The sequence below is a fragment of the Achromobacter marplatensis genome (assembly GCF_049060505.1).
GTDB classification, from domain to species: Bacteria; Pseudomonadota; Gammaproteobacteria; order Burkholderiales; family Burkholderiaceae_B; genus Achromobacter; species Achromobacter marplatensis_A.
Map to the genome: position 1 here is coordinate 203,376 of NZ_JBMGRB010000005.1, position 20,758 is coordinate 224,133.

The following is a 20,758-nucleotide window of genomic DNA, read 5'->3' on the forward strand; positions in this document are numbered from 1 at the left end:
AAGTCAAAAGTGTTTGCCCGGCAGACGGCTTTTTCCGCAAGGATGGGGCCGTCATACTGCACGCCTGTCTAGCCGATATGCCCGCCAATTCAGGCCGGCCACGCCCCGGGGACACCCTGCCGGCGCGATCGAACTCGAGGAATCCGCAATGAATCCGCAAGAAACCCAACCGGTGAAAGCCGGCCTGCCATTGTTGGCGCTCGCCGTCGGTGCGTTCGGCATCGGCGTGACCGAGTTCTCCCCCATGGGGCTGCTGCCCGTCATCGCCGAGGGCGTGGACGTGTCCATTCCCAGCGCCGGCATGCTGATCAGCGCCTATGCAATCGGCGTGATGGTCGGCGCGCCGCTCATGACGCTGGCGTTTTCGCGTTGGTCGCGGCGCAAAGCGCTGATCCTGCTGATGGCCATCTTCACGATCGGCAACATCCTGTCTGCCCTGTCCCCGAACTACACGACGCTGCTGCTGGCGCGTCTGGTCACCAGCTTGAACCACGGCGCGTTCTTCGGCCTGGGCTCGCTGGTGGCGGCCAGCGTGGTGCCGCGCCACAAGCAGGCGAGCGCGGTGGCAACCATGTTCATGGGGCTGACGATCGCCAACGTGGGCGGGGTGCCCGCCGCAACGTGGCTGGGCCAGGTGATCGGTTGGCGCATGTCGTTTGCCGCGACGGCCGTGCTGGGCTTGGTCGCCATGCTGTCCCTGTGGTTCGCGCTGCCCGCCGGTGAAGCCGGCCGCCGTCCCAACGTGCGCCATGAACTGGCCGTGCTGAAGAGCCCCGTCGTGCTGCTGGCGCTGTTGACCACCGTGTTGGGCGCGGGCGCCATGTTTACGCTGTACACCTATATCGCGCCGACCCTGGCGGACATTACCGGCGCGTCGCCCGGCTTCATTACCGGCATGCTGGTGCTGATCGGGCTGGGCTTCACGTTGGGCAATGGCCTGGGCGGCCGCATGGCCGATCGTTCGCTGGACGGCACGTTGATCACGTTCCTGGTGATTGTCATCGTCGACCTGCTGGCGTTCCCGTGGATCGGCTCCACGCCGGTCGGCGCGGCCGTTTCGCTGCTGATCTTCGGCGTGGCGACCTTCGCGGTGGTGCCGCCGTTGCAGATGGGCGTGATGCGCGCCGCGACGGCAGCGCCGGGCTTGGCGTCGTCGGTGAACGTGGGCGCCTTCAACCTGGGCAACGCGGTGGGCGCCGCGGCGGGCGGCGCGGTGATTTCCGCCGGCATGGGCTACGCCGCCGTGCCGATCGCCGGCGCGGTCATCGCCACGGCCGGCCTGGCGCTGGTGCTGGTGCAGCGCGCCGCCAACCAGCGCCGCAGGCTGGCGATGCAGGGCTGCTGATTCCTGCGTGGTGAAAGCCGGTCCCCGGGTAGACGGGGCCGGCTTTTTGCCGTCTAGAAATCGAACGACGCGGCAAGCTCGTAGGTACGCCCGGGCGCCACCAGGACCTGGCTGGTGTCGCGTCCGCCGTAGTAGGCATACAGCTTATCGGTCAGGTTGCGCACGCGGAAGGTCAGCAGCGCGGGGCGGATGCGGTAGCTGATGGCCGCATCCACCGTGGTGTAGCTGTTGATGCGGATCTGGTTGGCGCGGTCGGTGTAGGTCTTGCCGGTGTGGTTCATGCCGACGAAGAGATTCATCGGCACGTCCTTGAAGCGGTAGTTGGCGTACAGGTTGACGATGCGTTCGGGTACGTTCGGCGGGGTGTTGCCGATGCGCGACGTGCCATCGCCTTCAATCAGGGAGTCGTAGCGGGCATTCAACATGGCGACATTGCCCGACAGCGTGAGCTGGGGCGTCACGCGCCAGTCGGCCGAGAGTTCCACGCCGCGCGAGGACTGCTTGCCATTGTTCACGGTCAGGGCGGCGTTGTCGGGATCGCGCGACAGCACGTTGTCCAGTTTGATGTGATAAACGGCCGCGGTCCATTCCACATTGTCCAGGCTTTGCTTGAAGCCCAGTTCCCATTGCTCGCCCTTGGACAGCGGGAAGTCCGCGTTGGACTGCGACAGCAGGAACAGCGAGCCCACGGGTAGCGTGGCATTGGTGTATTGCGCATAGACAGACGACGACGGCGTCAGGTCCACGACTGTTCCCAGGCGCGCGGAGCTGGCGGAATACCGCGTGCCGAATTCGCTGCGCGTGCCGGCGTTCAAGTCGGTCACGCTGCGGTCCACGCGGATGCGGTCGTACCGATAACCCGCCACGACGGTCCACGGGTCGGCCAGCTTGAGCGAGTCTTCCAGGAACAGCGCCGCGCCGCGCACGTCGGTCGAGAAGTCGGTGCGGTTGCCGGGGCCGCTCATCAAGGCGGGGTCATCGTTGTAGTAACCGACGTCCGGCTGGCGCAGCGAGACGCGTAGCGCGTCGCCCGTGGCCGGGGCACGGTTCGAGAAGCGCCGCTCGCTGTCCAGACGGGTCTTGCTGAGTTCCCCGCCAATCACGATTTTGTTCTGCAGGCCGGCCACCTGGCCGGTGTGCGTGGCGTCGAAGCGGTCGATCATGTAGCGCTGATCGTGGGTGATCGTCGTCTGGTCGCGGTCCACCCATGATGGCGCGTGGAACACGGCGGATTCCGAGTTCTTCCACAGGCGGTCCACCTTGTTCACGGCGAATTCGTTGCGCAAGCTCCAGGCGGAAGTCAGCTCGTGGGTGACGCGGGCCCGCAGCCAGTACGCTTCCGCTTCGTTGCGGTCATCCAGCACGTTGTAGTTGTTGCGAACAAGGTCCCGGTCGAGCACGCGGCCGTCGGGCGTGCTGACCACGCCAGTGGGCGACGTGGCGACGCTGCGCGGGACCAGCGGCGTGCCCCAGTAGGCATGGCCCGTGTCGCGGGAATAGTCGAACGACAGGTCCAGGCGGGTGGCGGGCGCCACGTCGAAGGCGACCCCCGTGGTCAGGTGGTCCATCTTGTTGGTGTTGCGCTCGATGGTGCCAACCTGGGTCTCGTTATGGCTGTAGTCGATGCGATAGGCGCCGGTCTGGCCGAAATTGTCGCCCAGGCCGATGCCGGTGCGCGTGGTGCCGTAGCTGCCGTAAGACACCATCGCTTCACGGCTGGGGTTGTCGCGGTCGGGGCGCTTGGTCTGGAAATTGACGATGCCGCCGATGGCGCTGTCGCCCTGCAGCACGGACGCCGGGCCTTTCAGCACTTCGATGCGTTCGTAGTTCCAGGTGTCCTGGACGCGATTGGTCGAGCCCGCGCCAGACATGCGCAGGCCGTCGTACAGGTACAGGATATCGGTGAACCCGCGCGAAGACAGCGTGGTGGGCGACGAAGGTGGGCCGCCGCCGGCCAAGCCGGTGACCCCGCGCAACGCTTCGCTGAGCGTGCTGGCCCCGCGCTGGCGCATCGCTTCCTGCGAGACGATCTCCACCGACGCCGGCGTTTCGCGCAGCGTCAGGCCCAGACGCGATGCCGTGCCGCTTTTGGCGTTCAGCGCCAGCCCCTCTGTTTCGCGTGCGGCTTCTACACGGATGGCCGGCAGTTCCTTTTCGTCTTCTTGTGCTTGAACGGCAGGCACGGCCGCGCAAGCCGCGATCGCGGCGGCGGATACGACTTTCTTCATGATCTTTCCCGATGGACTTGATAAGTGATGCGTGAGCGCAGGGCGTCAGACGACGCGGTAACGGCGCAACCGCCACGCCGCAAGGCCTAGCAAGAGCATGGCGGGCGCCAGCAGTTGCAGAAGCGCCCGTCGCGCTTGCGTGCGGACGGCGGCCGGGTCTTCCTCTTGCCAATGAAATGCCGGGATGGCCGAAAAGTCCGCCGCGGTGATGGCGCGGCCCTGTTCGATGCGCGGCAGGAAGAACGCCTTCCAGGCCTGGTGATAGGTGTCGATCTGTGCCATGAAATGCGCGTGCCGGCGCTGCCCGGTGCCCGCCAGCGCGGTGATGCCTTCATAGGCCACCGCAGCGGGCGACAACACGCTGTAGCGCGCCACCAGCGCTTGCTGGCGCTGAAGCTGTGCCTCGAAGCGCGCCAGTTCCGGCGCCATGGCGTCGTCTACCTGGCGTTCGACCCGGGCCTGGCCCAATGGCCGGCCGCTGATGTGGATGCGGCCGTCGCGGGGCATCAGCGCATCGGGCTTGTCCATGTGTTCGTAGTCGGATGACAGCAGCGCCGCGTTGTCGTGCATGGCCTGGGCAGTCGCTACCCGGGTGCGGGTGGCCAATTCCGCGCGCGACGGCGCGGGGCTGGCGAACGCGGCGGCGATGTTCAGCAGCACGGGCGTTACCAGCACCAGGGCAACCCACCCCACCATCAGCATCATGGCGTTGGCCGCCGACGATTTGCCGAAGGCGTTGACCGCCACCACCGCCGCGAACCAGAAAAGGGCATACGCGCCGACCAGCAGCACCCACCAGAGCGTGGCGTCCGACGCCTGCAAGACCTGGGGGCGTGCGATCAGCAGCACCGCAAGCGGCATTAACACGGCCGCGCCCAGCAGCACGCCCGCGCGCACCGCGATCTTGCCCGCGATCAGGGTGGCCAGGGTGAGCGGTTGCGACAGCAGCAGGCGCAGCGTGCCGTCTTCCTTTTCGCCGGACAGCAGGTTGTAGCCCAGCGCGAAAATCAGCAGCGGCAGCAGGTAGACCACCACGAACGCCAGGTCGAAGTGCCCGCTAAGCAGATGCCACGGGTTTTCGATGTCGTTGTTGTGGATGAAGTTGACCTTGCTTTGATAGGTCACTCGGAACTGCGACGGGAACAAGTCGGTCTGCCCCAGCGCCACCGGCGCCATGGCCACGCTGGGCATGATGGCGTAGTGCGCGCCCAGGCCGCCGCCCAGGTTGGCGGGGCTGGCGGGATTGCCGAACGGCGTCGGCGTTTCGGCGCCGGCCATGATGCGATTCAGCTGCGCGAGCTGTTCGCCACGCGCCTGGGCATCGGCGTTTGCCAGCGCCGCCTGCGCGTTGTCGCGCAGGGACGTTTGCAGCAGACCGTTGAAGACCGCATAGCCGACCAGCAGCAGAAACAGAACGCCGGCGATCCATAGCAGGCGTTCTTTCGCCATCAGGCGCAGCTCGTGCCGGACGATCAGCCGGAATCGGGGAAACTGGAAAGCGTGCACCGGAAAAAGCTCCTACAGGGGTTGCTGCCGGGCTACGGCGCGCCACGCGAAAGCGATGCTCAGCAGCAGGCCGGCGCACAGCATCAGCAGACCCATGGCGCCGCGCCGCAGCGCCCAGCCAGCGGTTGGCGTTTGGTACTGGAATTCAGGCACGCGCGCCCAGAGCTCGGGGTCGGCCTGATATGAAAAGTGCGCGTGATCTTGCGTATCGGCGTGCTGCACCAGGTCTTGGCTGACGATGTCCTGGATCACGCGGCGCTGCTGTTCCGCCGCCACGGTGAAGTCCCGGTGGTGCGCGAAATCCGTCCCCGCCATGGCGGCCGAGAACGCGCGAATGGCCAGCATGGGCATCAGCCATCCCGCGCCTTCCTGCACCGTCTGTTGCCGTTCCCACGTATCCCACAAGCCGCCGAAATGGCGGTCGTAGACGACGTAGCTGGACTGGTCGTCCAGCTTCAAAGCCAGGCCCCATTGGTTCAGCGGCACGTCGCGGCTCCAGCGTTCCGTGGTGCCAAACGCCTGCATCCACACGCGGTCCGACGTGGCCTTCAGGTCGGCATTCAACGCCTGGTTGAATTCCAGCCGTGTGGGGCTGGGGTACAGCGCACGCGATAGCTCGGCCATTACGCGGGGCGCCACGACGGTATTGGCGATCCACACCGCAAGCAACAGCGTGATGGCGATGCGGGACGAACGCGCGGCCGCCGACACGCCCAGGGTGATGAAAACGAAGGCCGCCAGATACAGGGCATAACCGGATGCCAGCGCGGCGAACCGGAACAGCGCGTCGGCGCGGCCGCCGGCGATCCAGACAGCGCCTGCCGCGACCAGCGCGGCGGGCGCCAGCAACAGCCCCAGGCTCATGCCCAGCGCCGCGGCCTTGCCCCACAACAGGCGCCACGGGGCGACGCCCAGGCTAAGGGTCTGGCGCAGGATGCCTTGTTCACGCTCGCCCGAAAAGGCGTTGAATCCCAACACGATCACCAGCAATGGCCCTAGCGCCTGCAGGATCCATGCGGCCGACAGGTCGCCAAAGCGCTGTAGCCCCGTGGCGTCCTGCGCGGGCCGGAACTTCACTTCGCTTTGGCGGTGGGCCTGCAGCCACACGGCGCTGCCGATGTACGGGTTGATGCCGGGGTCCAGCAACGACAGCGCGGCTTCGGGCTTGAACACGTGCATGCCCTGGTGCGCCGCGTCGTGCGGGTGGCGCGCGCCTTGGCGCAGCCAGTCGCGGTAGTCGGCATTCTGCGCGGCGGCCTGCTCGGCGCGCGCCGCTTGCTGGTGCGAATAGCCCACGGCCAGGGCTGTCAGCAGCAGCAAGGCGACAATGCCGCCCGCCCAGAACAACCTGCCGTCGCGCAGGCGTTCGCGCAGATCCTTGATCGCGATCAGCAGGATCATGCGTCGGCCCTCATGTGGTCCAGGTACAAGGCCTGCAGGTCCGTGGCGGCGATCTGCCGGCTGTCCAGGCTGTCGACCAGGCGGCCGCGCTTCATGATGCCGATGCGTGTTGCCGTCTGCCGGGCGTGGAACAGATCGTGGGTAGTGGCCAGGATCGCCACGCCGGATTCGCTAGCCCGCTGCAGCAGCCGGGTGAACTCGGCTGCTGCCGACGGGTCCAGGCCCGACGTGGGTTCATCCAGCAGCAGGGCGCGGGCGTTCTTGGCCATCGCCACTGCGATCCAGACTTTCTGGCGCATGCCTTTGGAATACGCCGCGACACGCTTGTCCGCCGCGGCGGCGTCCAGCCCCACGTCTTCCAGCAGCGCCATCAGGCGGTCGCGCGGCGGGGCGTGCCCCAAGGCCAGCGCGGCGAAGTAGCGCAGGTTCTCCAACCCCGTCAGCGTGCCGTAGAGGTTCACCTGTTCCGGGATATACGCCACATGCTGTTTGGTGGCGAGGGGCTCGCGCACCACGTCCAGGCCGTGGATCAGCGCCTGCCCGCCGTCGGGCTGGATGAAGTTCAGGAACAGGTTGATGGTGGTGGTCTTGCCGGCGCCGTTGGCGCCCAGCAGGCAATAGATCTCGCCCGGCTCGATGCGCAGATCCAGCGGATGCAGCGCGATCTGGTCGCCGTAGCGTTTGGTCAGGCCGATGGCTTCAAGCACTACGGGTCCTTCCTGGGTTCAAGTGAAGGTATTAGTACGTTATATCATAACAATAAATCCAAAAAGAACGACAGCGTTCGCGGCAGCGCAGCGCGTACCGCCGGCCGACAGCCCAAAAAAGTGGGCGTCCTTGCGGACGCCCACTTCAAGCCGAAACGCTGGCAGCGCAGGGATCAGGCCTCGATGCGCTCTACCTTGCCCACCAGCAGGATGTACGACAGCGCGCCCAGCAAGGCCAGCGACGATACATACACGATCGCCGGCGCGAAGCTGTCTTTCGACACCAGGAAGCCGATGACGATGGGTGTGCAGATCGACGACAGGTTGCCGACGAAGTTGAAGACGCCGCCCGTCAAGCCCAGCAGCCGCACAGGCGCCAGCGTGGACACCAGCGACCACGTGATCGACGCCAGCCCGTTGCCGAAGAACGCCACGGCCAGGAAGAAGATGACCCACGGCGTGGAATCAGTGAAGTTGGCGCCGATCATCGACGTCGAGATCAACAGGCCCAGGATGATCGGCAGCTTGCGCGCCAAGCCCACGGTGGCGCCGCGCCGGATCAGGAAGTCGGACAGCACGCCCGAGCACAGCACGCCGACGAACGCCGCCAGGAACGGCACCGACGCCAGGAAGCCGGACTTGATGAAATCCATGCCGCGGTACTTCACCAGGTACGTCGGGAACCACGTCAGGAAAAACCACAGCGTGGACGTCAGGCAGAACTGGCCCAGGTACACGCCCCACAGCTTGCGCTTGGTCATGACCAGCGCCAGGTCGTTCCAGTCGAAGGGCGCCTTCTTGGCGCGCGCGTTGCGGTCCAGGTCGACCACGCCGCCGCCTTGCTGGATCAGTTCGATCTCGGCGGCGTTCGTGCCCTTGAACTGGCGCGGTTCGCGGTAGATCAGGTACCACAGCACGCCCCAGACAATGCCCAGCAAGCCCGTGCTGACAAACACCATGTGCCAGCCGTAGTGGTGCTGCAGCCAGGCCAGCACGGGCGTCAGGAACGCCAGGCCGACAAACTGGCCGGACGTGTAGAAGCCGATGGCGGTGGCGCGTTCCTTTTCGGGGAACCAGGTCGTGACCACGCGGTTGTTGATGGGGTAGGCGGGCGCTTCCAACGCGCCGACGGCCAGGCGCAGCACGAACAGGATGACGAAGCTGCCGGCGAATCCCATGAAGAAGGTGGCCGCCGACCACAGGATCAGCGCGGCGGCATACAGCACGCGGGGCGACACGCGGTCGACCAGCCAGCCGCCGGGGATCTGCATGGCGGCGTAGGTCCAGCCGAAGGCCGACAGGATCAGGCCTTCATGCACCGTGTCCAGGCCGAACTCGTCCTTGAGGGCGGGCGCGGCGATGGACAGGTTGCTGCGGTCCAGGTAGTTGATGACGACGGTGATGAACAGCATCACCATGATGAGGTAGCGGCTGCGGGTGGGCCGCTGGGCGCTTTGCAGGCCCGCGTGGGTGGCGGTGGACAAGGGTGTCTCCTCTCTTTTTTATCCGGTTACCACTCGGCGAAACTGCCGTCGGCGTGGCGCCAGATCGGGTTGCGCCAGCGGTGGCCCACGGCGGCGCGTTCCTTCACGTATTCCTCGTTGACCTCGATGCCCAGGCCTGGCCCCTGCGGGATCGCGACCATGCCGTCTTCGTAGGCGAAGACTTCGCGGTTGCTGACGTAGTCCAGCAGGTCGTTGGCGGCGTTGTAGTGGATGCCCAGGCTCTGTTCCTGGATGAAGGCGTTGTAGCAACCGGCATCGATCTGCAGGCACGTGGCCAGCGCGATCGGGCCCAGCGGGCAGTGCAGCGCCAGCGCCACGTCATAGGCCTCGGCCATCGCGGCGATCTTGCGGGTTTCGGTGATGCCGCCGGCGTGCGAGGGATCGGGCTGGATGATGTCCACGTAGCCGTCGGACAGCACGCGCTTGAAGTCCCAGCGGGAAAACAGGCGTTCGCCCAGCGCGATCGGCGTCGACGTCAGTGGCGCCAGTTCCTTCAGCGCTTCGTAGTGTTCGCTAAGCACGGGTTCTTCGATGAACATCAGCTTGAACGGGTCCAGCTCTTTCATCAGCACCTTGGCCATGGGCTTGTGCACGCGGCCGTGGAAGTCCACGCCGATGCCCACATTGGGCCCCACGGCGTCGCGCACGGCGGCCACGTTCTCCAGGCACTTCTCGACCTTGTCGAACGAGTCGATGTATTGCAGCTCTTCGGTGCCGTTCATCTTCACGGCGGTGAACCCGCGGTCCACGGCGCTCTTGGCGGCGGCCGCGGTGTCGGCGGGCCGGTCGCCGCCGATCCACGAATACACCCGGATGCGGTCGCGGACGTTGCCGCCCAGCAATTGCGACACCGGCACGCCCAGGTGCTTGCCCTTGATGTCCCACAGCGCCTGGTCGATGCCGGCCAGCGCGCTCATGTGGATGGCGCCGCCGCGGTAGAAGCCGCCGCGGTACAGCACCGTCCAGTGGTCTTCGATGTTGCGCGGGTCTTTGCCGACCAGGTAATCGGACAGTTCTTCAACGGCGGCCGCCACCGAATGGGCGCGGCCTTCGACGACGGGTTCGCCCCAGCCGACGATGCCTTCGTCCGTTTCGATTTTCAGGAAGCACCACCGGGGCGGCACGATGTAGGTGGTGAGCTTGGTGATCTTCATGCTTGGGTCTCCTGGACGGGATAGGCGCGTTGCCAGGCGGCAATGAATGCGCGCGCGTTCTGGCCGACTTCGGTGGCCGACAGGCCGGGTTTGTACAAGGCGGAGCCCAGGCCGAAGCCACTGGCGCCCGCCTGGGCATAAATGGAAAGGTTGTCGGGCGTGATGCCGCCGACGGGCACCAGCGCGATCGGCGGGCGCATCACCGCGCGCCAGGCTTTCAGCACGGCGGGGCCCAGCTGTTCGGCGGGAAACATCTTCAAGACGTCCGCGCCCGCGGCCAGCGCGGCGAAGGCTTCGGTGGGCGTGGCGACCCCTGGGCAGGACGCCATGCCCAGCGCCTTGGCGGCGCGGATCACTGCGGCGTCGCTGTGCGGCATGACGATCAGTTCGCCGCCTGCGTCTTGGATGCGGGCGCAGTCGTCGGGGTTCAGCACGGTGCCCGCACCGATCAGGCAATCGGTAGGCAGCGCCGCGCGCATTGCGCGGATGCTGTCCAGCGGGTCGGGCGAATTCAGCGGCACTTCGATCAGGCGGAAGCCCGCGCGATAGAGTTCAACGCCGATGGGTTCGGCTTCGGCGGGTTTAATGCCGCGCAAGATGGCGATCAGGCCGCAGTGGGCCATGGCGGTTTGCAGACCGGGATGGTTCATGTCGAGCTCCTAGACGGATGCCGAAGAAGGGGTTGCCGAGGCGACCAGTCCGGCGCAGACCGCCAGATGCCATAAGCCGCGTTCGGTGGCGTTCTGGGCCTGTTCGGGCGTGCCCAGGCCGTAGTGGCGCATGGCCAGGATGTAGCGCTGGCACAGCGCGGGGTCGCCGCACAGCACGATGCGGAGCGGTTCGCCCTGGCGCAGCATCTCGGCAAGCGCGGCGACTTCGTGGCCGATCAAGAGGCCTGACAGGTAGTCGGCTTGCGAGGCGGGCGGCAGTTCGCCGGTCAGGCCCAGCGCGCGCGTGCTGAAGATGGTGGACAGCACGCCCGCGCGCCCGGCGGGTGCGCCCGCCACTTTCACGCCGCGCTCGAACGCGGCCATGTCGGCGGCGGGCGCTTCGCTCATCGTGCGGCCCAGGATGGTGTGGCCGCGCAGCGCGGCGTAGACCTCGCCGGTCATGAAGGTGTCGAAATGCGTCACGCGGCCGCGGCGGGCGTTGACCCATTTGGAGTGCGTGCCCGGCAAGCCGATCAGCACGCTTTCCGTCGCTTGCGAGTTGGACGCGCCGGCTTGGTCGAACATCACGCCAAAGACTTGCGTTTCTTCGCCGCGCATCACATTGGGTAAGCCGTGACGCTGAATCAGGCCGGGCACGATGTGCACGGGCGTTGCGTCGCCGCGGTCGACCTTCGTCAACAGCGTGCCAATGCGTTCCAGATCGACGGGCACATCCAGGTAGGCGGCTTCCTTCCAGCCTTGTGCGCTGCCGACCATGCCGCAGGCGATCACCGGCAACGCGGGTTCGGCCCGCAACCAGTCGCCGCAGGCTTGTTCGAACGCCAGGTCGAAGCCGGACAGGGCGGTGCTGGCGGCGCCGTCCTGCAAGGGCTGTGGCAGGCGCATGATGCCCCAGGGCAAGTGGCGGGTGTCCAGCGTGCGGCCTTCGGCATCCAGGCGGTAGGCGCGCAACGATGAGGTGCCCCAGTCCAGCGCGATAAGCGCCGCGCGGGCGGGCGATCCGGTAGTCATCTGATCTGTCTCGTCTCCGGCCGCAGCGCCGGCTGCGGATCGCGCGTGGCGCGCGGAGCAGCGGGACGTTGCGGACCTTGTTGTCGAACACGCCGGCTGCCATGAGGCGAGGGGCGCGCATTGCGAAAAATTCTAGATCAGCGCTTGAAAAATCTCAAAATATAGAATTAAATCCCACATATAGGGAATTTGTATGGGCATGGACTATGATGTGCGCTCAAATTCCGCCGCCTTCGCTGTCTTTGCCCACGTTCATGACCTCTGCCGCCCTGTCTTCCGCTCGTTCCTCCTCGCTGGACCCCGACGCCGCCGCGCCCGCCGGCACGCAAACCCTGATGCGCGGCCTGGCCGTGGTGCAGGCCGTGGCCGATGGCGCGCGCGACTTGAAAGAGATCTGCGCCCGTATCGGCGTGGCGCGCAGCACCACGCACCGGCTGGCCAGTTGCCTGGTGCAAGAGCGCTATCTGCGCGCCTTGCCCGGCGTGGGTTATGTGCTGGGGCCGAAGCTGATTGAACTGGGCTTCCAGGCGCGTGAAGCGTTTCCCATGGCGACACTGGCGCGCCCGTATCTGGACAGCTTGGCCGAACTGACGGGCGACACCATTCACTTGGCCGTGCGCGACAACGACGAAGTGCTTTACCTGGAAAAGATTCCCGGCAAGAAGGGGCTGGAAATGCGCTCGCGCGTGGGCCATCGCATGCCGTTGGCTGCCACCGGCGTGGGCAAGGCCTTGCTGCTGGACACCGAAGAGCCGCAATGGAAGGCGTTGCACCGCATCGGCGCGCCTGTGTCGTCGCGCACGCCTGGCGGGCCGCAGACGTGGGAGGCGTTTCGCGACCGCATGCGCGAATACGCCGCGCAGGGCTATGCGTTCGACCTCGAAGACAACGAACCCTCGATCCGTTGCGTGGCCGCGCCCGTGCGCGATGCCTCCAGCGGTATCGTGGCGGCGATCAGCGTGTCCAGCACCGTGCCGTACATGTCGCTGGAGCGCATGCGCGAAATGGTCGCGGTGGTGCAGGGCGCCGCGGCCGGCATTTCCGCGGAAATGGGCTGGAAGGTGGACCGCGGCTGAAGGGCGAGGTTGAAGGGCGAGGCTGACGGGCGAGGCTGGCCGGATCGTAGGATGGGTGGAGCGCGCGAGGCCTTGTGCAAAAACTCGGCCATCGAGCGCGCGCAACCCATCAGGCAACGGTTGCGTTATGGCCGAAGCCGTCAAGAACCCGGCCATCAAGCGCGCGCGACCCATCAGGCAACGGTTGCGTTATGGCTGAAGCCGCTAAGAACCCGGCGCTGCTTGATGGGTTTCGCGCGCTGTCCTGCGGGGTTCTTGATTAAGAGCGTGCGCGCTCCACCCATCCTACGAATTGCGAAGGACCTGTCCCGCGGGGTTACTCCAGCGGCAGCGTCAGCACGCCTTGCGGGGCGGGGCGCATCATGACGCGGCGGTACCAGGCCGAAAGCGCCGGCGTGTCGGGGCGCTGGATTGGCAGCGCCAGCCAGCGGTGCGCGGAACTGACCAGCGCGATGTCGCCGATGGTCAGATGGCGGCCCGCGATGAACTCGCGGCCCTGCAATGCCTGGTCCAGGATCAGCGCGCGGGCATTCGACCGCTTGACCGACTGTTCGATCGCGGCGGCGTCGCGCTTGGCTTCCGGCGTGCGGATCAGCCCCAGGAATGCCGGGACCATCGCGCCTTGCCATTCGGTCGTCTGCCAATCCATCCAGCGGTCGGCATCCGCGCGCATGCACGCGTCTTCCGGCCAGAGCGTGCCCACGCCATAGCGCGCGGCCAGGTAGCGGACGATGGCGTTGGATTCCCACAGCACGAAGCCGCCATCATCGATGACCGGCACGGTGCGGTTGGGATTCAGCTTGGCGAACTCCGGCGTGTCCACCACGCCGAACGGCCCGCCGGCCTGGATAAAGGTGTGCGGCAGCGCCAGCTCGCGCACGGCCAGCATCACTTTCTGCACGTTGACGGAAGTCAGGCGTCCCCAGATCTTCAACATATCCAGTCCTTGAGTTGTGTCAGACGGGCGGCAACTGCCGCCGCGCAAAGCCGCTGTCGCGCGAAAAGCGCGTCCAGTTGAAAGCAGGTCCGGGGTCGGTCTTGCGCCCCGGGGCGATGTGTTCGTGGCCCCAGGCCGCGGCCAGGGGGTAGCGCGACCGCAACACCGGCGTCAGCCTGCGCAGCGCCAAGTACTGCTCATCGGTGTAGGGCAGGGTGTCCGTGCCTTCCAGTTCGATGCCGATGGAGAAGTCGTTGCAGCGCTCGCGTCCGCCAAAGCGCGACACGCCGGCGTGCCAGGCGCGTTGCTCGGTGGATACGAACTGGACGATGCGCCCGTCGCGTCGAATGAAAAAGTGGGCCGACACGCGCAAACCCCGCAGGCGTTCCAGCCAGGGGTGCGAAGCATAATCCAGCGTGTTCAGGAACAGTCCGGCCACTTCGGGGCCGCCGAACTGGCCGGGCGGCAGGCTGATGTTGTGCAGCACCAAGAGCGAGACCTGCGCGCCAGCGGGGCGCGCGTCGCGGTTGGGCGATGGCAGCAGGGTGACACCCGGGGCCGGCGCCAGCCAGCCATGTCGATTCAGAAGCAGAGCCATGGAAGAGAACATGCGTGGTGAATCCAACAGGCATTATGCCGTGGCTGCAGCGGGCTCCCAAATTGGCGTTTGCACGGCACGGGATGCGCGCCGCTTCGGCTACTTCTTCGCCGGCCCCAGTCTTGCATGTTCGGCGCTGCACCACGTCAGGCCGTTCTGCAGCATGGCTTCGGAGCGCGGCAGGTGGATGCCGCAGTGGGCGCAACGCACCATGGATTCCGGTGCGGCCGGCTCAGGTGCCGCCCGTTTATGCCCCCCGCGGCGGGTGTCGGCCTGCGCGCCGGCCTGCTTGGCCGCGGCCATGCGCGCGGCGATCCGGGCGACGAACAGCACCGCGATGATCAGAACCACCCAAAACAGCAACTTGCCCACGTCAGCCTCGATGCAAAATCATTTCCAGCACGAAACGGCTGCCGGTATACGCCAGGATCAGGAAACCAAAGCCCGTCAGCGTCCAGCGCAGCGCCACGCGCCCGCGCCAGCCACGGATGTGACGGCCAACCAGCAGCACGCCGAACGTCAGCCAGGACAGCAGGGTGAAGACGGTCTTGTGGTCGAACGGCAGGATCTTGCCGGTCAGCTTCATGGACGCGACCGACCCGGAGCCCACGGCCAGGGTCAGCACGATGAAACCGATCCAGATGATACGGAACAGCAGCTGTTCTTGCACCAGCAGCGGCGGCTGGGAGTCCAGCACGCGGCCGATGATGCTGCGTTCGGTGGGCGCGTCCAGCGGGCGGTGCAGGTGGCGGTCCAGCAGGGCCATCATCATGGCGTGCAGGGCGGCGATGGTGATCAGGCCGTAGGCGGCCAGCGCGATCAGCAGGTGGACGCGCAGCCAGGCGTCGTCGGCGTGGGGCACGAATTGCCCCTGCGGGAACACCGCCGCCAGGGCGCTGGCAATGGCCGCGGCGGGCAAAAGCAGCAATTGCAGGCCGTCGATGCGCACCAGCAGGCTTTCCAGCCAGAACACCACCATGCCCAGCCAGATGGCCGCCGAGAGGGCAAGTGCCCACCCAATGAACAGATGCTGGGCGCCCAGCATGGCCTGTTGCAGGCCGATTCCATGGAGAACCAGGGCCCCCAGCAGGCACAGACGGGCGATTTTGCCCGTCTTTTCGACTTCCCCGGCGCCAGCCAGGCGGATCCAAAGCGACCCCCCTAGCACTGCGTACGCCAAGGCAGCCGCTGTGTGAAATACAATGCCTAGTGACATAGAAACCGTTGTCTGGATGGGGCCTTGGGGTGCATGTCACCCGAAAGCGCAGAATCCGCGCCTGCGGCCACCGTTCAATCAACTAGTTTAAGCGGAAACGCCTCTCATGCTCGATAACCTAACTACACGCCTATCGCGCGTCGTCAAGACGCTGCGCGGTGAAGCCCGCCTGACCGAGGCCAACACCCAGGAGATGCTGCGCGAAGTGCGTATGGCGTTGCTGGAGGCCGACGTGGCGCTGCCCGTCGTCCGCGAATTCGTTGCCCGCGTGAAGGACAAGGCGCTGGGCGAAGAAGTCGCCGGCAGCCTCAGCCCGGGCCAGGCCCTGGTGGGCGTCGTCCACAAGGAACTGACCGCCTTGATGGGCGGCGACCTGGGCGCCGATTCCAACGAATTGTCGCTGGCCGTGCAGCCGCCCGCCGTCATCCTGATGGCCGGCCTGCAAGGCGCCGGTAAAACCACCACCACCGGCAAGCTGGCCCGCTGGCTGTCCGAAGGCCAGCACACGCAGCACGGCCGCAAGACGGGCAAGAAGAAAGTGCTGGTGGTGTCCGCCGACGTCTACCGTCCGGCCGCTATCGACCAGTTGAAGAGCGTCGCGGCGCAGGTCGGCGTGGATTTCCTGCCGTCCGACCCCAGCCAGAAGCCTGAAGACATCGCGCGCGGCGCGGTGGACCATGCCAAGCGCCATCACTACGACGTGCTGATCCTGGACACGGCCGGCCGCTTGGGCATCGACGAGGCCATGATGCGCGAAATCCGCGCCTTGCATGACCTGGTCAAGCCCGTTGAAACGCTGTTCGTCGTGGACGCCATGCAGGGCCAGGACGCGGTCAACACCGCGCGCGCCTTTGGCGATGCGTTGCCGCTGACCGGCGTGGTGCTGACCAAGCTGGATGGCGACGCCCGCGGCGGCGCGGCCCTCTCCGTGCGCCACGTGACCGGCAAGCCGCTGAAGTTCGTCGGCGTCTCGGAAAAGCTGGACGGCCTGGAACCGTTCTACCCCGACCGCATGGCGCAACGCGTGCTGGGCATGGGCGACATTGTTTCCCTGGTCGAACAAGCGCAGAAGAATATCGATATCGCCGAAGCCCAGAAGCTGGCGGCGAAGATCAAATCGGGCAACAAGTTCGACCTGAACGATTTCCGCGATCAGCTTGGCCAGGTGAAAAAGCTGGGCGATATGGGTTCGTTGCTTGAAAAGCTGCCGGCCCAGTTCCAGCAGGCTGCCGGCCAGTTGCAGGGCGGGCAGGCGGAAAAGCAGTTGCGCCGCACCGAAGGCATCCTGAATTCCATGACGGCCGCCGAACGCGCCAAACCCGAACTGATCAAGGCGTCCCGCAAGCGCCGCATCGCGACCGGTTCCGGCGTGCCGGTCCAGGAAGTCAACCGCTTGCTGGCTCAGTTCGAGCAGATGCAGGGGATGATGAAGCAGATGAAGAAGGGTGGCATGGCCAAGATGATGCGCGCCATGGGCGGCATGAAGGGATTGGGCCGCTTCGGCATGAAGTAAGGCCCCCACGGCGCGCGCACTGCGTGCGCTTCCTGCCCCCCAAGGGGGCGCTTTTCCCTTGGGGCGGCCCGGCGGGAAAATGGTGGCCCCCACGGTGCGCGCACTGCGTGCGCTTCCTGCCAAAAAAATGGCCAGACGTTGCGTCTGGCCAAGCAATCGCGGCAGGCAGGGGGCGCCTTGCCGCGACACAATCCGGAAAACGCATGGGTGTTTCCCGGGTTGTTGGATTGCGTTGCGGCTTACGCCAAGGGCGGGATGCGCAGCACCTGGCCCGGATAGATCTTGTCGGGGCTGGTCAGCATCGGCTTGTTGGCCTCGAAGATCAGCGAGTTCTTGGCGCCTTGGCCCTTGCCGTATTGCGCTTCGGCGATCTTCCACAGGTTGTCGCCCTTTTGTACCGTGTACATCTTGGCTTCCGGCGTGGCCTGCTTCACTTTCAGCTGGTTGTCGACCGCTGCGACGCCGACGGTATTGCCCAGCGCCAGGGAGATTTTCTCGGCGTCTTCGGTGCTGAGGGCTTCGCCTGCCACCGTGACCTTGTCGCCATCCACCGTGATTTGCAGGCCGTCTGCGTTCAGGCCGTGCTTATCCAGCTCTTTCTTCAACTCGTCTGCCGTCGCGGCCTTGGCCTCGCTGGCGCCGAAGAGCTTTTCCCCAACGTCCTTGATGAAATTGAGCAGACCCATAGTGTTTCCTTTATCGATGTTGCGGTGAGAAAACCAGAAGTGCCTTCAGGGCGCGCGGCCCACCAGCATCTTGCGCACGACGCCGACGATCAAGGTCAGCACGGCGCCACCGACACCGCCGCCCACCACATCGCCGGCGATCGTTGAAAGATCCAGTCCGGTACTGCCTGCCGTTGCTGCCGCTCCCGCGCCGGCCGTGATCATGGGCGCCAACCACGACCCGCCTGCCAGACCGCCGATGGCCCCCGCGATGGTGTTTCCAAGTGGGCCCAGGTTGAACTGCTGGAGCATTTTCCCCAGTCCATTGCCCCCGGCTGCGCCAGCGACAAGCTGGATGAGAAGATTGATGATGACCGCGGTGTTCATGATGCCTCCTTGCCCCATGGGGCGATGTGCAACGCTAGAACAACAACACGACAACGTAACAACGCCAGCAGCAACGATTATTACTCGCGGACTTGCCCGCAGACGAGGGGTTAACGTGTAACAGGTTGCTAGCCCACTGGCAGACTACGCAAGAATGCTCGTCAGTTTGCAGGCGGTACCGGACGACAGGCGCAAACTGCATCGGGCGCCAGGTGTCATGCGCCGCAGCCCGATCGACAACGCCTAAGCAAAGGGCCGCTGAATCAGCGGCCCTTCGTGTTGTGTCGTGTCGTTTGCGTCGGGGCTTCGCAGCTCCGCCGGAAATGCGGCGCGGAATCAGCCCCCGCCTACCGCCACCACGATCTCGATCTGGTCGCCGTCGGTCAGCGTGGTTTGTTCGTGTTGGCTCTTGGGCACGATCTCGCCATTGCGCTCCACGGCCACGCGCTTGCCGGCATAGCCCAGCGTTTGAAGCAGTTCGATGACGGTCGTGTCCAGCGGGAACTCCCGCGCGTCGCCGTTCAGGGTGATGTGCATATCAGGTCTCCTCACTGTTTCGCATAGGCGTCGGTGGCGCCGATCAGACGCGCCAGCGTGCCGGGCTCATCGAATGCGTGCCCTGCGTCGGGCACCAGATGAAAATCGGCTTCCGGCCAGGCGCGGTGCAAGTCCCACGCGGTGCGCGCGGGCGTGCAGACGTCGTAGCGGCCCTGGACGATGGTGCCGGGAATGCCGCGCAGCTTGTGCGCGTCGCGGATCAGCTGGCCTTCTTCCATGAAGCCGGCGTTCACGAAGTAGTGGTTTTCGATGCGGGCAAAGGCCAGCGCGGCGCGGTCGGCGGCATGGCTTTGCTGATGGCGCGGGCTGGGCAGCAGCGTAATGGTGCTGTCTTCCCACTTGCTCCACGCCTTGGCCGCGCGCAATTGCTCGGCGGCGTCATTGCCCGTCAGGCGCTTGTGGTACGCCGCCACCAGATCGCCGCGCTCGGCTTCAGGGATGGGGGCCAGGTATTCTTCCCAGCGGTCCGGAAACAGCCACGACGCGCCTTCCTGGTAGAACCATTGGATTTCCGCGCGGCGCAGGCCGAAGATCCCGCGCAGCACCATTTCGCTGACGTGCGACGGATGCGTTTCCGCATAAGCCAGCGCCAGGGTCGAGCCCCACGATCCGCCGAACACCAGCCACTTCTCCGCGCCCATGATTTCGGTGCGCAGGCGCTCGATGTCGGACACCAGATGCCAGGTCGTGTTGTTGTCCAGGCTGGCGTGCGGCTTGGACCGGCCGCAACCGCGCTGATCGAACAGCAGCACGTTGTAGCGCTGCGGATCGAACAACTGGCGATGCACGGGCGAGCAACCGCTGCCCGGGCCGCCATGCAGGAAGACGGCGGGCTTGCCATTCGGGTTGCCCGACATTTCCCAATAGATCTGGTGGCCGTCCCCGGTATCCAGAATGCCGTGGCGGTAGGGTTCGATCGGCGGATAGAGCATTAGGCGACTCGCTTGAATATCAGGTCCCAGACGCCGTGGCCCAAACGCAGGCCGCGTGTCTCGAATTTGGTCAAGGGGCGGTAATCGGGGCGGGGCGCGTAGCCGTCCGCCGTGTTGGCCAGCAGCGGTTCGCCGCTAAGCACTTCCAGCATCTGCACCGCGTAGTCTTCCCAGTCGGTGGCGCAATGGATGTAGCCTCCGGGCGCGATGCGGCTGGCCAGCAGCGACACGAAGGCGGGCTGCAGCAGGCGGCGCTTGTGATGGCGCTTTTTGGGCCACGGGTCGGGGAAGTACACATGCACGCCGGCCAGCGAATCCGGGGCGATCATGTCGCGAACGACTTCAACGGCGTCGTGCTGGATGATGCGCAGGTTCGGGATGCTGGAATCTTCAATGCGGCGCAGCAGCGAGCCGACGCCGGCGTTGAACACCTCGACACCCAGGAAGTTGTCGTCCGGGCGGGCCAGCGCGATCTTCTCCGTGGTTTCGCCCATGCCGAAGCCGATCTCAAGCACGGTCGGCGCCTGCCGGCCGAATGCGGCGGCGGGGTCCAGGCGGCGGGGGGCGTAAGGGATGGACCATTGGCCCATCAGGCGTTCCAGCGCGGCCAACTGGCCCTGGGTGATGTGGCCGCGGCGATGCACGAAGCTGCGGATGTGGGTGGCGCCCGGGCTGTTCGGGGCGTGGGCGGTACTGGCCAGCGCGGCCTGGGTTTCCGGGGAAACGGGGGCTTGCGTCGCGGCGGGCGTCGCAGCGGGCGCAGCGGCGTCGGCGGTCGAGTCGGGGGTGTTCACGGGGGGCGTCGCGGGCTTGTCCGCGGGGTTGTTCGTATTCATAGCCCCGAATTGTAGTGGCAGGTGCGGCGGGGCGGAGTCGGCCTGAAGGACTAAATTGGGGACGTATTTATCCCGCAGCCAACGGAACGATCCGCGACGGGGCCGAAAATCCCGCTGGAATCCAAAAAAAGGCGCGCTATAATCATCGGCTCTGCTCCGGCCCCTGCGCCGCGGCACGACACCCGAGCGGGTGTAGTTCAATGGTAGAACGGCAGCTTCCCAAGCTTCATACGAGGGTTCGATTCCCTTCACCCGCTCCAATCAAGACTCTCATTCGCCCGAAGATGCGCATGGTGTTCGACCGCCGCAAGCGGCGTTAGCGCGCACACGGTACGCAGCCGACCGCAGATACGGCATCGGTCTATTCGTATAGCGTCAAATATGAATTTAATTAGCGTATAAGTGTCTATATATGACGCGTTATGCGAAAAATATTGGGCCGCCCATAATTTCGCCAATGTGTTCAAATATGAACTCTTAATTGTCGCTTTAATGCATATCTGAACGGGTGT

Annotated in this window: 20 protein-coding genes and 1 tRNA gene; 4 read left to right on the top strand and 17 right to left on the bottom strand. The window is 65.8% G+C overall.

Annotated elements, in window-relative coordinates; all coding sequences use genetic code 11:
- The first annotated feature begins 148 nt into the window (after positions 1 to 148).
- Positions 149 to 1,345, top strand: a complete 1,197-nt coding sequence (locus ACI0FO_RS14665; protein ID WP_416027687.1) for an MFS transporter — start codon at positions 149 to 151, stop codon at positions 1,343 to 1,345.
- Between the two features lie 53 nt (positions 1,346 to 1,398).
- Here the strand turns inward: ACI0FO_RS14665 and ACI0FO_RS14670 are convergent, their stop codons facing one another.
- From ACI0FO_RS14670 to ACI0FO_RS14705, 8 genes are all read right to left on the bottom strand, one after another.
- Complete coding sequence (locus ACI0FO_RS14670) at positions 1,399 to 3,573, bottom strand: TonB-dependent receptor (protein ID WP_416027689.1); 2,175 nt, start codon at positions 3,571 to 3,573, stop codon at positions 1,399 to 1,401.
- Between the two features lie 45 nt (positions 3,574 to 3,618).
- The gene (locus ACI0FO_RS14675; RefSeq protein WP_416027690.1) at positions 3,619 to 5,079 is read right to left on the bottom strand and encodes an ABC transporter permease subunit; all 1,461 of its coding nucleotides are present in this window, start codon (positions 5,077 to 5,079) and stop codon (positions 3,619 to 3,621) included.
- A 12-nt stretch (positions 5,080 to 5,091) separates the two neighbouring features.
- Positions 5,092 to 6,480: an ABC transporter permease subunit gene (locus ACI0FO_RS14680; protein ID WP_416027692.1), complete on the bottom strand. Its 1,389-nt coding sequence runs from the start codon at positions 6,478 to 6,480 to the stop codon at positions 5,092 to 5,094.
- Complete coding sequence (locus ACI0FO_RS14685; protein WP_416027693.1) at positions 6,477 to 7,187, bottom strand: ABC transporter ATP-binding protein; 711 nt, start codon at positions 7,185 to 7,187, stop codon at positions 6,477 to 6,479. Before ACI0FO_RS14685 ends, ACI0FO_RS14680 begins: the two co-directional genes overlap by 4 nt.
- 173 nt (positions 7,188 to 7,360) lie before the next feature.
- Positions 7,361 to 8,671 (bottom strand): MFS transporter, encoded by a 1,311-nt coding sequence (locus ACI0FO_RS14690; RefSeq protein WP_088590806.1) that lies wholly within the window; start codon positions 8,669 to 8,671, stop codon positions 7,361 to 7,363.
- Between the two features lie 26 nt (positions 8,672 to 8,697).
- Positions 8,698 to 9,846, bottom strand: a complete 1,149-nt coding sequence (gene dgoD / locus ACI0FO_RS14695) for a galactonate dehydratase (protein ID WP_416027695.1) — start codon at positions 9,844 to 9,846, stop codon at positions 8,698 to 8,700.
- Positions 9,843 to 10,496, bottom strand: a complete 654-nt coding sequence (locus ACI0FO_RS14700; RefSeq protein WP_416027697.1) for a 2-dehydro-3-deoxy-6-phosphogalactonate aldolase — start codon at positions 10,494 to 10,496, stop codon at positions 9,843 to 9,845. The genes dgoD and ACI0FO_RS14700 overlap by 4 nt, the downstream gene beginning before the upstream one ends.
- A 9-nt stretch (positions 10,497 to 10,505) precedes the next feature.
- The gene (locus ACI0FO_RS14705; RefSeq protein WP_416027698.1) at positions 10,506 to 11,528 is read right to left on the bottom strand and encodes a 2-dehydro-3-deoxygalactonokinase; all 1,023 of its coding nucleotides are present in this window, start codon (positions 11,526 to 11,528) and stop codon (positions 10,506 to 10,508) included.
- A gap of 254 nt (positions 11,529 to 11,782) precedes the next feature.
- Between ACI0FO_RS14705 and ACI0FO_RS14710 the strand changes: the two genes are divergently transcribed.
- Complete coding sequence (locus ACI0FO_RS14710; protein WP_416027700.1) at positions 11,783 to 12,604, top strand: IclR family transcriptional regulator; 822 nt, start codon at positions 11,783 to 11,785, stop codon at positions 12,602 to 12,604.
- 316 nt (positions 12,605 to 12,920) lie between these two features.
- Here ACI0FO_RS14710 and ACI0FO_RS14715 read toward each other — a convergent pair whose 3' ends face one another.
- From ACI0FO_RS14715 to ACI0FO_RS14730, 4 genes are all read right to left on the bottom strand, one after another.
- Positions 12,921 to 13,541, bottom strand: a complete 621-nt coding sequence (locus ACI0FO_RS14715) for a glutathione S-transferase family protein (RefSeq protein ID WP_416027702.1) — start codon at positions 13,539 to 13,541, stop codon at positions 12,921 to 12,923.
- A 19-nt stretch (positions 13,542 to 13,560) separates the two neighbouring features.
- Positions 13,561 to 14,139 (bottom strand): 1,6-anhydro-N-acetylmuramyl-L-alanine amidase AmpD, encoded by a 579-nt coding sequence (gene ampD, locus ACI0FO_RS14720; RefSeq protein ID WP_416027704.1) that lies wholly within the window; start codon positions 14,137 to 14,139, stop codon positions 13,561 to 13,563.
- 99 nt (positions 14,140 to 14,238) lie between these two features.
- The gene (locus ACI0FO_RS14725) at positions 14,239 to 14,511 is read right to left on the bottom strand and encodes a PP0621 family protein (protein ID WP_416027705.1); all 273 of its coding nucleotides are present in this window, start codon (positions 14,509 to 14,511) and stop codon (positions 14,239 to 14,241) included.
- A 1-nt stretch (position 14,512) separates the two neighbouring features.
- Positions 14,513 to 15,355 (bottom strand): cytochrome C assembly family protein, encoded by an 843-nt coding sequence (locus ACI0FO_RS14730; protein ID WP_416027707.1) that lies wholly within the window; start codon positions 15,353 to 15,355, stop codon positions 14,513 to 14,515.
- A gap of 106 nt (positions 15,356 to 15,461) precedes the next feature.
- Here ACI0FO_RS14730 and ffh point away from each other — a divergent pair, with 106 nt between their 5' ends.
- Positions 15,462 to 16,868: a signal recognition particle protein gene (gene ffh, locus ACI0FO_RS14735; RefSeq protein WP_105557084.1), complete on the top strand. Its 1,407-nt coding sequence runs from the start codon at positions 15,462 to 15,464 to the stop codon at positions 16,866 to 16,868.
- A 239-nt stretch (positions 16,869 to 17,107) separates the two neighbouring features.
- On the opposite strand, the gene lysM is transcribed toward ffh, so the two are convergent.
- From lysM to trmB, 5 genes are all read right to left on the bottom strand, one after another.
- Positions 17,108 to 17,554: a peptidoglycan-binding protein LysM gene (lysM, locus tag ACI0FO_RS14740; RefSeq protein WP_105557083.1), complete on the bottom strand. Its 447-nt coding sequence runs from the start codon at positions 17,552 to 17,554 to the stop codon at positions 17,108 to 17,110.
- 45 nt (positions 17,555 to 17,599) lie between these two features.
- Positions 17,600 to 17,920 (bottom strand): hypothetical protein, encoded by a 321-nt coding sequence (locus ACI0FO_RS14745; RefSeq protein ID WP_105557082.1) that lies wholly within the window; start codon positions 17,918 to 17,920, stop codon positions 17,600 to 17,602.
- 336 nt (positions 17,921 to 18,256) lie between these two features.
- Positions 18,257 to 18,457: a sulfur carrier protein ThiS gene (thiS, locus tag ACI0FO_RS14750; protein ID WP_006222389.1), complete on the bottom strand. Its 201-nt coding sequence runs from the start codon at positions 18,455 to 18,457 to the stop codon at positions 18,257 to 18,259.
- A gap of 11 nt (positions 18,458 to 18,468) precedes the next feature.
- Entirely contained in the window at positions 18,469 to 19,410 is a 942-nt protein-coding gene (gene pip, locus ACI0FO_RS14755) for a prolyl aminopeptidase (RefSeq protein ID WP_416027710.1), read from the bottom strand.
- Positions 19,410 to 20,246: a tRNA (guanosine(46)-N7)-methyltransferase TrmB gene (gene trmB / locus ACI0FO_RS14760; RefSeq protein WP_416027712.1), complete on the bottom strand. Its 837-nt coding sequence runs from the start codon at positions 20,244 to 20,246 to the stop codon at positions 19,410 to 19,412. The genes pip and trmB overlap by 1 nt, the downstream gene beginning before the upstream one ends.
- A gap of 186 nt (positions 20,247 to 20,432) precedes the next feature.
- On the opposite strand from trmB, the gene ACI0FO_RS14765 reads away from it, so the two are divergent.
- Positions 20,433 to 20,506 (top strand) — tRNA-Gly (locus tag ACI0FO_RS14765).
- Positions 20,507 to 20,758 lie beyond the last annotated feature (252 nt).